This window comes from Mycobacterium sp. MAA66 (genome assembly GCF_041261665.1).
GTDB lineage: Bacteria > Actinomycetota > Actinomycetes > Mycobacteriales > Mycobacteriaceae > Mycobacterium.
In genome coordinates this window covers 261,923-273,462 of sequence record NZ_JBGCCC010000006.1, presented here as the reverse complement: position 1 = coordinate 273,462, position 11,540 = coordinate 261,923, and the positions used below count along the sequence as shown (strand labels likewise).

The 11,540-nt window shown below is 64.3% G+C and carries 11 protein-coding genes; 5 read left to right on the top strand and 6 right to left on the bottom strand.

The features are described 5' to 3' along the window. Positions 1-113: 113 nt before the first annotated feature. Positions 114-725 (bottom strand): histidine phosphatase family protein, encoded by a 612-nt coding sequence (locus ABIA30_RS19020; RefSeq protein ID WP_370068150.1) that lies wholly within the window; start codon positions 723-725, stop codon positions 114-116. An 18-nt stretch (positions 726-743) separates the two neighbouring features. Between ABIA30_RS19020 and ABIA30_RS19015 the strand changes: the two genes are divergently transcribed. Further along, positions 744-1,811: a putative zinc-binding metallopeptidase gene (locus ABIA30_RS19015; RefSeq protein WP_370068148.1), complete on the top strand. Its 1,068-nt coding sequence runs from the start codon at positions 744-746 to the stop codon at positions 1,809-1,811. A 1-nt stretch (position 1,812) separates the two neighbouring features. Next, positions 1,813-2,571, top strand: a complete 759-nt coding sequence (locus tag ABIA30_RS19010) for an SDR family NAD(P)-dependent oxidoreductase (protein ID WP_370068194.1) — start codon at positions 1,813-1,815, stop codon at positions 2,569-2,571. Here ABIA30_RS19010 and ABIA30_RS19005 read toward each other — a convergent pair whose 3' ends face one another. Further along, positions 2,572-3,744, bottom strand: a complete 1,173-nt coding sequence (locus ABIA30_RS19005; RefSeq protein WP_370068146.1) for an FAD-dependent monooxygenase — start codon at positions 3,742-3,744, stop codon at positions 2,572-2,574. 21 nt (positions 3,745-3,765) lie between these two features. Then, the gene (locus ABIA30_RS19000) at positions 3,766-4,422 is read right to left on the bottom strand and encodes a TetR/AcrR family transcriptional regulator (RefSeq protein ID WP_370068144.1); all 657 of its coding nucleotides are present in this window, start codon (positions 4,420-4,422) and stop codon (positions 3,766-3,768) included. 70 nt (positions 4,423-4,492) lie between these two features. Between ABIA30_RS19000 and ABIA30_RS18995 the strand changes: the two genes are divergently transcribed. Next, positions 4,493-5,941, top strand: coding sequence for a carotenoid oxygenase family protein (locus ABIA30_RS18995; RefSeq protein ID WP_370068142.1), 1,449 nt, complete (start codon positions 4,493-4,495; stop codon positions 5,939-5,941). A 5-nt stretch (positions 5,942-5,946) separates the two neighbouring features. Here the strand turns inward: ABIA30_RS18995 and ABIA30_RS18990 are convergent, their stop codons facing one another. Together ABIA30_RS18990 and ABIA30_RS18985 are read right to left on the bottom strand one after the other, a co-directional pair. Then, positions 5,947-7,824 carry an alkyl/aryl-sulfatase gene (locus ABIA30_RS18990; RefSeq protein ID WP_370068140.1) on the bottom strand — a complete coding sequence of 626 codons (1,878 nt, stop codon included), beginning with the start codon at positions 7,822-7,824 and terminating at the stop codon, positions 5,947-5,949. 32 nt (positions 7,825-7,856) lie between these two features. Then, positions 7,857-8,999: a citrate synthase gene (locus ABIA30_RS18985; protein ID WP_370068138.1), complete on the bottom strand. Its 1,143-nt coding sequence runs from the start codon at positions 8,997-8,999 to the stop codon at positions 7,857-7,859. A 95-nt stretch (positions 9,000-9,094) separates the two neighbouring features. Here ABIA30_RS18985 and ABIA30_RS18980 point away from each other — a divergent pair, with 95 nt between their 5' ends. After that, positions 9,095-10,339 (top strand): citrate/2-methylcitrate synthase, encoded by a 1,245-nt coding sequence (locus tag ABIA30_RS18980; protein WP_370068136.1) that lies wholly within the window; start codon positions 9,095-9,097, stop codon positions 10,337-10,339. A 4-nt stretch (positions 10,340-10,343) separates the two neighbouring features. Here ABIA30_RS18980 and ABIA30_RS18975 read toward each other — a convergent pair whose 3' ends face one another. After that, positions 10,344-10,835, bottom strand: a complete 492-nt coding sequence (locus ABIA30_RS18975) for a metallophosphoesterase (RefSeq protein WP_370068192.1) — start codon at positions 10,833-10,835, stop codon at positions 10,344-10,346. A 120-nt stretch (positions 10,836-10,955) separates the two neighbouring features. Here ABIA30_RS18975 and ABIA30_RS18970 point away from each other — a divergent pair, with 120 nt between their 5' ends. Then, positions 10,956-11,420, top strand: a complete 465-nt coding sequence (locus ABIA30_RS18970; protein ID WP_370068134.1) for a hypothetical protein — start codon at positions 10,956-10,958, stop codon at positions 11,418-11,420. Positions 11,421-11,540: the final 120 nt, after the last annotated feature.

The following is an 11,540-nucleotide window of genomic DNA, read 5'->3' as shown; positions in this document are numbered from 1 at the left end:
CCACCCGCCACCAACTCCGCGCTCAGCTCACCACAGCGCGGCACCCCGATCTCCCGCAAATGAACATCAAGAGCAGACAGATCCAGGCCATCAAGGGAACTCACCCGATCTGTCTACCACCGATGATTTCTGGGCAGCAGGTCCCATACGTGTTCGACGCCGTTCACACTGGCCACCGACAGCCGCCCGGTACGCGCCGAGGACAACAGCCGGGTGATGCCGGTGTAGTCGACCTGGAACGACAACAGGCGCTCGGTGGGCAAGATGTCGTGCAGCAGACCGTTGATCACCCCGCCGTGACTGAATATCGCGACGGTGTCATCGGCCTCGCCGTCGCTCGCGATATCGGCTACGGCCTCGGTGATCCGGGCCAGAAACGCGCCTTCGTCCACACTGCTCGGCAGGTGCCCGCTCAGCAGTCGGGCCAGTTCCTCGGGCTTCTCCGCGGCGATCTGTTCGATCGGGATGTACTGCTCCATATCCCGGTCGTACTCGGCAAGTCGGTCATCGATTTCGATGGGCAGCGCCAGCGCATCGGCCACCGGCTGTCCGGTTTGGATGGCGCGCTTCTGCGGGCTGCTGATCAGCCGGGTGATCGGGAACCGCTTGAGCGCGTCGGGCAGCCGCTGGGCCTGGGCGATGCCCTCTTCGGACAGGTCGGGGTCTGAGCCCTCGCCGGGTTCATTGCGCAAGGGCAGCGCATGTCGGATCAGAAGCAGTTGCACCGTGCCACCATATGACGTGTGCGTGCGTTCGCCTGCCCGGTGTGCGACAGCTTCGTCCCGTTCGAGGCACACAGCTGTGGCCAGTGCGGCACGCAGTTGGGTTTGCACGTGCCGTCGCGCCGGATGTTGGCACTCACCGCGGACAGAGTGAGCGTCGACGGGCAATGGTGGATCCGGTGCAACCAAGAGATCACCCTCGGCTGCAACTGGCTGACCACGCAAGAACAGTCGGCAGCCCAACGTGGCCGATGTCTGGCCGGCTCACTGGTGCGCCGCGAACCGGAGGCCGATGACACCCCGGCACGAGAGAAGCTGCTACCGACCGCTGCGGCCATGCGGCGGCTGGTCTACCAATTGGTAGACATCGGGCTGCCGGTGGACCCGTACTGGCGCACCGACGGCGGCTTGGCCTTCGATCTGCTGTCCAGCTACAGCACCGGCGAGAAAGTGACCATCGGACATGCCGACGGAGTCATCACCATCGATGTGGTGGAGTCCCTCGACGACTATCGGGAATCACTGCGAGTGCGCCTCGGCGAGCCGTACCGGACCCTGCTGGGCCACTTCCGCCATGAGATCGGCCACTACTACCAGAACATACTCATCGAAAATGGTTTGGGTACAACGAAATACCTGAACCGCTGCCGTGAACTGTTCGGTGATGAACGCGCCAGTTACGCCGACGCGATCAAACGGCACTACAAGTTCGGGGCGCCGGAAGGCTGGGAGTCGTCCTACATCTCCGAGTACGCCACGATGCACCCGTGGGAAGACTTCGCCGAGTGTTTTGCCCACTACTTACACATCACCGACACGATGGACAGCAGCCGCGAGGCCGGGATGGTGCTGCACGCCGACCGGGTCCGGTTTTCCGCTCCACGCGATATCGCTCCGCTGGAATCGTATGCCGATGCCTCCATCGACCGGTTGCTGTTCGACTGGCGATGGGTGTCGTTGTTCTTCAACCGGATCAACACCGCGATGGGCAAGGGCCCGCTGTATCCGTTCGACATTCCGCCCGCGGTCGTCGACAAGTTGGATTTCGTGCACCGTGTCATCCGCGAGACCGCCAGGAGTGAGTACTGAAATGGGCTATGCCGATGAGCTTTTCGACCTCACCGATCGGGCGGTGCTGATCACCGGAGGCAGCCGCGGGCTAGGCCGGGAAATGGCATTCGCCGCGGCCCGCTGCGGTGCCGACGTCATCATCGCCAGCCGCAACCTGGAGTCATGTCAAGTCACCGCAGACGAGATCGTCGAGGCCACCGGTCGGGCCGCTCTGCCCTACCAGGTGCACGTCGGGCGTTGGGATGAGCTCGACGGCTTGGTGGATGCGGCATATGCGCGGTTCGGCAAGGTCGATGTCCTGGTGAACAATGCGGGCATGTCTCCGCTGTATGAGTCACTGGGTAGCGTGTCGGAGAAACTGTTCGACTCTGTGGTGAACCTGAACTTCAAGGGACCGTTTCGCCTGGCGGCCCTGGTCGGGGAGCGGATGGTGGCTGACGGTGGCGGGTCCATCATCAATGTCAGCTCATCGGGATCGCTGCGCCCGGACGCGCACATGTTGCCCTACGCCGCGGCCAAGGCCGGATTGAACACACTCACAGAGGGTTTCGCGAAGGCATTCGGCCCGAAGGTGCGGGTGAACACCTTGATGGCCGGGCCATACCTGACCGATATCAGCAAAGCCTGGGACTTCGGCACAGAGAATCCCTTCGGCTCCCTGCCGCTGGGACGCGCCGGTGAGCCGCGCGAAATCGTCGGCGCCGCACTGTTTTTGATGTCCGACGCGTCCAGCTTCACCACCGGGTCCATCCTGCGCGCCGACGGTGGGTTCGCCTAGTCAGTAGCCGGGCAGCGCAAAGGAACGGCCGACCGCCAACGATCGACGCGCAACGAACTTGTCCACCAAGGGAATTCGCAGCAGTCGATAGCCCACACTCCGGACCAGCCGCCCCCACAACGACGACGCATCATCCATCTTGCGACTGTCGATGGCCAGTTGCTGACAACGCGCAACGTACGGCGCCATCAACTGCTGGTATCTGGCGAATGCCGCAGCGTGGTCCCCGTCCGCTGCCTGCAATTCGTGTGCGAGCACGTAGGCGCCGACCACGGCGAGGCTGGTACCCATGCCCGAACGTGGCGAGGCGCACCATGCCGCATCTCCGGTGAGGCAGACTCGTCCACGGGCATACGACTCGAGGTGTACCTGGGCAATCGAGTCGAAATAAACCTGGGGAGCCTTCGCGAACGCAGCGAGCAGCTCCGGGACTTCCCAGCCCATCCCGGCGAACCGGTCAGCGAACAGGCACTTGTTGCCTTCGGTGTCTCGGTAGTCGAAATCAAGCCCAGGGTCGGTCAGGTAGAAACTCGCGCGTGCGGGCTTATCTGGGTCCGTGGCTTGGAGTAGGGCGGCAAGGCCGCCGACCTCGCAGGCCACCCCGCGATGATCGAGCCCCAGATGGTTGTCCATATCGAAGAATCCGAAGTACTGCCCCAACTGGGTGACCACCTGGTCTTCTGAACCGAACACCAGCCCCCGCACTCCGGAATGCAATCCGTCCGCGCCGATGACGAGGTCGTATGCGCCGGTCGATCCATCGCTGAAAGTCACGTCGACCTGGTCGTCGCCGTCGGTCAGGCCGGATACCCGAACGCCGAAGCGGTACTCGACGTCATCGCGCACGGCTTCGTACAAGATGCCGGCGAGGTCGCCCCAGTGGATCTCCAGTTCGCCGCTGATCACTTCGGCAGGTAATTGGCCGACTTCCTTGCCGCGTTGATCGACGATCACCACCGGACCCATCCGGGTGGCACCGGCGCGGACCTGGTCCAGCAAGCCCATCTTGTCCAGGACATCGAGAGCTGGACCGCGGAAGTCAACGGCTTGGCCACCGGCCCGGAGTTCAGCGGCCTGCTCGGCGATGGTGACGGTGTGACCAAGCCGAACCAGCCAGAACGCCACAGTCGGACCGGCAATACCGCCGCCATTGACGAGAACATTGAATGTCATTGAGGCTCAATCTCTTCGAACTCACGTGTGGTCACTGACGGCAGCGGTCAGTGACCCGTTGGCCAATTCACGGTCGTCGCCCATGCCGACCAGCACGTCGATGATAAGCGGACCAACAATCTCCGCGGGGCCGTGTCCTTCGTGGCCGAAGAACCCAGCCAATTCCAGCATCACCGCGCCGTGGCTGATACTCCACATCCGGCCCGCGACGAACGCCTCGCCGTCATCACGGATCCGGCCGGCGTCGATCATCCGGCCCACCACCTCGCGCAACGCGCCGAAGGACGTTCCCCAGATACCACGCGAGGTGGCACTGCCGGTGACGGTCAGATCGCTCCGGTAACTCGACAGTGACGCCGGGGCCGTGGCGCCGAACATCAACTGGTAGCGCTGCGGATTCGCCAGTGCGAACGCCCGATAGGCGATGCCCATCGAGAAGAAGTCGGCCACCGGGTCATCGGTCCGTGGCACCTCCGCCAACGCCTGGGCGAAGCGCGCGAACGTCTCACTGGCCAGCGCCTCGACCACGCCGGTCATCGAGCCGAAGTGGGTGTAGACGGCCATGGTCGAGGTGCCGATTTCGGCCGCCAGCTTGCGCACACTCAGCGCCTGCAGACCGTCCCGTTCCAAGATCACGATCCCGGCCTCGACCAGTTGCCGACGAATATCGTCGCTCACCCTTGCACACCCGTCATAACAGTGTTATACCAATAGGCGCGGCCAATAACACTGTTATGGAGGTTCCGAAATGACCAACCGCTATCTCGAAGGCGCATTCGCGCCGATGCATGAAGAACTCACCCTCACCGACCTTGACGTGACCGGAACCATCCCGGACTACCTCGACGGCCGGTACCTACGAAACGGACCGAATCCGATCGGCGAGGTCGACCCGGAGCTGTACCACTGGTTCATCGGCGACGGCATGGTGCACGGCATCCGCATCCGCGACGGAAAGGCCGAGTGGTACCGCAACCGCTGGGTGCGTGGCCCTTTCGCCGCGCAGGCCCTGGGTGAACCTGCTCCCGCAGGGCATTTCGGACCGGTCGGCATTGGCGCCAACACCAGCGTGCTCGGCCACGCCGGCAAGACCCTCGCCCTGGTCGAGGGCGGCCTGGCCAACTACGAGCTCTCCGAAGAGCTGGACACCGTCGGCGTCTGCGACTTCGACGGTACCCTTACCGGCGGCTACACCGCACACCCCAAGCGCGACCCGGAAACTGGTGAGCTGCATGCCGTTTCGTACAGCTTCGCCCGCGGTAACACCGTGCAGTACTCGGTGATCGGCACCGACGGCAGGGCCAAGCGCACCGTCGACATCGAGGTGCACGGCAGTCCGATGATGCACGACTTCTCCCTGACCGAGCGGCACGTGATCTTCTATGACCTACCCGTCACGTTCGATGCCGGTATCTCCGCGGAGATGGCGGTCCCGCGCGCATTGCGGTTGCCCGCGCGACTTCTGTTGTCGGCGTTGATCGGTCGCGTCAAGATCCCCGATCCGGTGACCGCCCGGCAGCCGACTGGAAACCCGAAAGACCGGCGCATGCCGTACTCGTGGAACCCGAAGTACCCGGCGCGTGTCGGGGTGATGCCACGCGATGGCGGCAACGCCGACGTGCGCTGGTTCGACATCGAGCCGTGCTACGTCTTCCACCCGATGAACGCCTACGACTCCCCCGACGACGACACCATCATTCTGGATGTGGTGCGCCACCCCAAGATGTTCGACACCGACCAGCTGGGCCCGAACGAAGGCGCGACTGCACTGGAGCGCTGGACCGTCGATCTCGGCGACGGCAAGGTCCGCGAAGAGCGTTTCGATGACCATGACCAGGAATTCCCTCGGGTCGACGAGCGCCTGACCGGCAAGCGCCACCGCTACGGCTACGCAAACACTGTCGGAGCAGGCCTCGGCGGGAGCAGCACCCTGCTCAAGCACGACCTGGTCAGCCGCAACACTGCGACACGAAACTTCGGTACCGGAAAGTCCTTGGGCGAGTTCATCTTCCACCCGTCGTCACCGACCGCCGCCGAAGACGACGGAGTGCTGATGGGGTACGTCTATGACGAGGCCACCGATCGCAGTGAACTTGCCATCCTCGACGCACAGACCCTGCAGGACGTTGCGAGCATCAAGCTTCCGCACCGGGTGCCCGCCGGATTCCACGGCAACTGGTTACCCACGACGCCCTGAGTGGGCTAGGGCGTGACGATGTCGAAGGCCGGGTCGGGCCGATCGATCACGCCCATCAAGGTCGGGAGCGCCGTCGCGTCACCACTCACCTCGACACCGGGTGAGGCGGTGTCGCCGGCGGCAAAAGCCAAGAGTCGCAACTTGTTCGTCAGGGTGACAGTCGCCTGGGCGGTGTTCGGATCGGCCGGCACCTTGCGGTGCACCAGCACACCGTTGCGCAAACTCAACCGATAGTTGGTGACGCTGTCCAGGAACAGCACATCGATGGCCAGCTCCAGATCCCAGGCCCGCGGACCGTTGACGTTGATGGCGAAGGTGTCGAACATCTGCTCCGGTGTCAGCTGCGCCAGCAGCGACGGCGAGGCGACCTGCGTCGGGGTGCCGAAGTTGCCGTCCCGCAACTCGGTGGCGCCGGACAGGAAGAAGTTGCGCCACACCGCGTTCTCGGCGCCGTACGCCAGCTGTTCCAAGGTGTCGGCATAGAGATCGCGGGCCGCCGCGTGGTTCTGGTCGGCAAAGATGGCGTGATCCAACAGGGTTGCCGCCCAACGGAAGTCACTGTCCTCGAACGCCGCTCGCGCCAGCTCGACGACCTTGTCGATCCCTCCCATCGCCGCCACATAGCGAGGTGCTGACGCCTCCGGCGGGTGCTGCCAGAGCCGAGCCGGATTGCCGTCGAACCAGCCCATGTAGCGCTGATAGACCGCCTTGACATTGTGGCTGACCGACCCGTAGTAACCATGGGTGTGCCAGGCCTTATCCAGCGCCGGCGGCATCTGGAAGGTCTCGGCGATCTCGATTCCGGTATAGCCCTGGTTGAGCTGCCGCAACGTCTGGTCGTGCAGGTAGGCGTACAAATCCCGTTGCACCGAAAGGTATTCGACAATGTTGTCGCGTCCCCAGGTGGGCCAGTGGTGCGACGCGAACACCACATCGGCGCGGTCGGCGAAGCTGTCGATGGCCTCGGTCAGATAACCCGCCCAGCCGTGCGGGTCACGCACCAGCGCGCCGCGCAGGGTCAGCAGGTTGTGCAGATTATGGGTGGCGTTCTCAGCCATGCACAGGGCGCGGAATTGCGGGAAATAGAAATGCATTTCGGCCGGGGCCTCGGTGCCGGGCGCCATCTGGAATTCGATCTCGACACCGTCGACGGTGTGCTTCTCGCCGGTGGCGGTGATGTCGACGGTCGGCACGATCAGCGCCACCTCACCCAGCGACGGGGTCTGGCCCAGACCGCAACCGACCTGTCCCTGCGGGCCCCGCGCCAGCACCGCCCCATACATGTATGCCGCCCGCCGCGCCATTGCCGTTCCGGCATAGACGTTTTCCTGCACCGCGTGTTCGGTGAAGCCCTCGGGCGCGAAGATCGCGACCTTGCCGGCGTCGACGTCGGGCTGCGACGTCACGCCCAGCACGCCGCCGAAATGGTCTACGTGGCTGTGGGTATAGATGACGGCCTTCACGGCCCGGTCGCCGCGGTGCGCACGGTAAAGCGCCAGGGCGGCCGCGGCAGTCTCGGTGGACACCAGTGGGTCGATGACGATGATGCCGGTGTCGCCCTCGATGAAGCTGATGTTGGACAGATCCAAACCGCGGACCTGGTAGATGCCCGGCACCACCTCATACAGGCCCTGCTTGGCGCACAGCTGCGACTGCCGCCACAGACTCGGGTGCACGCTGTCCGGTGCCGCGCCGCGCAGGAAGTTGTAGGAGTCGTTGTCCCACACCACTCTTCCGTCAGCGGCGGTGACAACGCAGGGATCCATCGCGCCGACGAATCCCCGGTCGGCATCGTCGAAATCCCGGGTGTCCTCGAACGGCAGAGATGCGACGTGTGCACGATTGGCGGTGGAGATGGCTGCGGTGGGTGGCTTCTGCTCCATGCAGTCCAACCTAGCGCCATCTCGTCCGCGGATTAGGCAGACGGGCGCGTCGGTTCCGGACCGATGTATCGCGCCCGTGGGCGGATGATCTTTCGAGCGCGGGCCTGCTCGAGGATGTGTGCGGACCAGCCGACGACCCGGCTCACCGCGAACGTCGGGGTGAACATGGTGCGCGGCACGCCGCACAGTTCCATCACCACGCCGGCATAGAACTCGACGTTGGCACGCAGTTCGCGATCGTGCCGCCACTCGGCCAGCACCGCGGTCACGTCGTCCTCGACCCGGACCGCGCGATCGACCAGCTCACCACCAAGCCCGAGCGCGATCGACTTCAACAACTCGGCCCGCGGATCGGCGGTCCGGTACACCGCGTGGCCGAATCCCATGATTCGATCACCACGGTCGAGCGCAGCCCGCGCCCACGCCGTTGCATTCGCCGGATCGCCGATGGCATCCAACGCATCCAGGGCTCGATCGGGCGCACCGCCGTGCAACGGCCCCGAGAAGGAGCCCAGCGCGGCGCAAATCGCCGACGCCACATCGGCTCCGGTCGACGCGACCACCCGCGCGGTGAACGTCGACGCATTGAATCCGTGGTCGATGGTGCTGATCAGGTACTGCTCGATGGCCCTGGCGTGCTGGGCATCAGGTCGCCGGCCGGTCAACAGATACAGCCAGTTGGCCGCGGCCGGCAGCGCGGGATCCGGCTCGACCGGATCCAGACCCTGCCGGATACGGTGCAGCGCAGCCAAGATCGTCGGCGTCATGGCCGCCAGCCGCAGCGCGTCACGGCGCCGGGTGTCTTCGTCGATATCCCACGTCGGCTGCAGGTCGGTGGTCGCGGCCACCGCTGACAGCACCGTGCGCAATCCGGCCAGCGGGTGCTCATGGGTGCCGGCCAGCGCGACCATCCGCAGCATCGCGGTGACCTCCGTGGGCAGGCTGCGCAACGTCGCGGTGTACGCAGTGAACTCGGCCGACTCCCCCTCTGATGGCAGCCGGCCGTACAGGAAAAGGAACCACACTTCTTCGAAACTGCGGCTGGTGGCCAGCTCGACGGCCGAGTAGGGACCGTAGTGGTAGAAGCCTTCCTCTCCCCTGACATCACCGATCGCGGTGTCGGCAGCCACTATGTTGGCCAGTCCTGGGGCAGCTTCGATGAGCACGTCGGGCATGTAGCGGACCTCCTGTTTTCAAGCAGTACAACCACATTCGACTTAACATTGATCAGAGTCAATGTTGATTCCATCAATATGAGGGAGGTCCGGCCATGACTCGAGGGCGGCACACCCGACGGTGGCCGGCAGCGATCGAACACGACGGCCACGACTACCTGACCACGGCACAGGTCGCCAAGGTGCTCGGGGTCAAGCCCGAGTCGGTGTACGCGTATGTCAGTCGCGGTCGGTTGAGCAGCGTACGGATCACCGGCGTGCGTGGCAGCTTGTTCGCGGTCGATGAAGTGGAGTCGCTCATCCGCGACGGGGTGCGCCCCCGCCCGCCTGCTGGTGTGGTGGAACGCATCCGGACCCACATCACCTCACTGTCCGGCGACGAACTGCTCTACCGCGGACACCGAGCCGAAGAACTTGTCACCACCGACTTTCTGGATGTGGCGCGATTGTTGTGGGATCACGACGTCCCGCGACAACCCTCGCCGTTCGGGGCCGAAGCCGCCGCGCAACTGGGTCTTGTATTGCCTGCCAATGCCACCCGGCTGGACTCGGTGCGAATCGCAGTGGATCTGGCGGGTGCGGCCGACCGGTTGCGCTACCAACGAGAGGGACCGGTGGTCGCGGTGAAAGCGATGCAGATCCTGCAAGCGGTAGTCACCGCCCTGCCACCCGCCGCGAAATCCTTTTCACCGGAGCCGAATCCTGCGGACTCTTATGCAAAGCAGCTGTGGACCAAACTCTCTCCGATGGCACCCACACCTCGCCGGGTGGCTGCACTCAACGCCGCGCTGGTCCTGCTCGCCGATCACGACCTGGCAGCCAGCACCGTCGCGGCCCGGGTTGCCGCCAGCGCACGCGCCGGCATCTACTCGGTGATCGCAGCAGGACTGGCCGCCCTCGATGGTCCATTGCATGGCGGTGCCGCCACCGCCGCCTACCGTTATCTTCAAGGCGCCCTGGATGATCCAGAACGCGCAGTGGCCGAGAGCCTGCGTGCCGGCGAACGCATTCCGGGCGCTGGGCACCGGGTCTACCGCGATCACGACCCGCGCGCCGTGGCACTACTGGGGCTGCTGAACGCCGCCGGTGGAGGCGACCGCGTTCGGGCTGCCGTCGACATCATCTCGGAGACGATCGTCGGCACCAAGGCCAGATTCATCAACTCCGATATGGCGCTGGCCACGATGGCGTTGCAGTTCCGAATGCCTTCCGATGCACCGGAAGCGATCTTCGGCATCGCCCGCATCGCCGGTTGGGTCGCGCACGCACTCGAGGAGTACGACGAGCCCATGCTGCGCTTCCGCCCCGAAGGCGTCTACGTCGGCAAACGTTTCAGTTGAGCCCTCACAATTGGTGCAGCACAACGTCAGTGAGTTTCCCGCCGTTGACCGTCGCAGTCAGGTAGGTGCAGTAGGGCTGACGCCGGCGGTCGGTCGGAGAACCCGGATTGAGCAGCCGCAGGCCGCTTTCGGCGGTGCTGTCCCACGGAATGTGACTGTGCCCGAACACCAGAACGTCGGTGTCCGGGTACTGGCGTGCCATCCGGGCATCGCGCCCCGTGGCCGCACCGGTCTCATGGGTGACGGTGAACCGCACGCCTTCCAACGTCACATCCGCTCGTTCGGGCAGCCGGGCACGTAGTTCCGGGCCGTCGTTGTTGCCCCAACAGGCCACCAATCTCACAGCCCGCCGTCCCAGTTCATCGAGCAGCCCCATCTCGACCCAGTCCCCCGCATGCACCACCACGTCGGCGCGCGCCACCTCGTCCCACACCCGTGCAGGTAGATCACGCGCCCGCTTCGGCACATGGGTATCGGAGATCAACAGCAGCCGCACCCCGCCATTCAACCCCACCACCCTGTATCAACTGGATTGACACAGATAACCCAAACGCAGTTAGCTGAAGTACCGTCTTAAGACGGCTCGGAGGCGCACGACTGCACGAAGGAACGTCACATGGGGTGGAATTTTCTCGGCACCGACTGGCACCTGTTCGGCAAGCTGGCCGATCTCGCGCTGGTGTCACTCCTGGTAGCCGCGACAATCATGTTCTTCTATATCCAGCGACTCCGGAAGCAACCGCAGCTGCCCATGGCAGAAGATGTCCGGGCCAAGCAGACCGTGCTCACCAAGGTCCGCAAGCGCCAGCCGATGACCCGCGAGGAACTCGAGTACGCCACCCAGGTGGTCGACAACCAACGGACATTGGTGACCTTTGCAATTCCGCTGGGAATCTTCTCGCTGGGTTGTTTCTACGTGCTCGGCAGCCTGGAGCAGCTGCACGGCGCAACCCCGTCGGAGCGCACCTTCCTCGGCATCATCGCCATGTTCTCGTCCATCAATGTGACCGCCCAGATCTTCCGGGTGATCAAACTCAAGAAGCGTCTGTCCCAAGTCACCTTGGTGAATTCTGCGAGTTAGCTGAACGCTCTCACCATGTCGTTCGGTACGCAGGAATATCTGCGAGCACAGCAGCGTCGATTGGCTGATAGTGTTTACGCCGACTCATATCAACCTAGTTGATATACCCGACCCTCATGT

Bases quoted from the DNA above. Each gene is read 5' to 3' on its own strand.
- ABIA30_RS19010 (WP_370068194.1), top strand. From the start codon at position 1,813: ATGGGCTATGCCGATGAGCTTTTCGACCTCACCGATCGGGCGGTGCTG.
- ABIA30_RS19005 (WP_370068146.1), bottom strand. From the start codon at position 3,744: ATGACATTCAATGTTCTCGTCAATGGCGGCGGTATTGCCGGTCCGACT.
- ABIA30_RS18995 (WP_370068142.1), top strand. From the start codon at position 4,493: ATGACCAACCGCTATCTCGAAGGCGCATTCGCGCCGATGCATGAAGAA.
- ABIA30_RS18990 (WP_370068140.1), bottom strand. From the start codon at position 7,824: ATGGAGCAGAAGCCACCCACCGCAGCCATCTCCACCGCCAATCGTGCA.
- ABIA30_RS18985 (WP_370068138.1), bottom strand. From the start codon at position 8,999: ATGCCCGACGTGCTCATCGAAGCTGCCCCAGGACTGGCCAACATAGTG.
- ABIA30_RS18980 (WP_370068136.1), top strand. From the start codon at position 9,095: ATGACTCGAGGGCGGCACACCCGACGGTGGCCGGCAGCGATCGAACAC.
- ABIA30_RS18970 (WP_370068134.1), top strand. From the start codon at position 10,956: ATGGGGTGGAATTTTCTCGGCACCGACTGGCACCTGTTCGGCAAGCTG.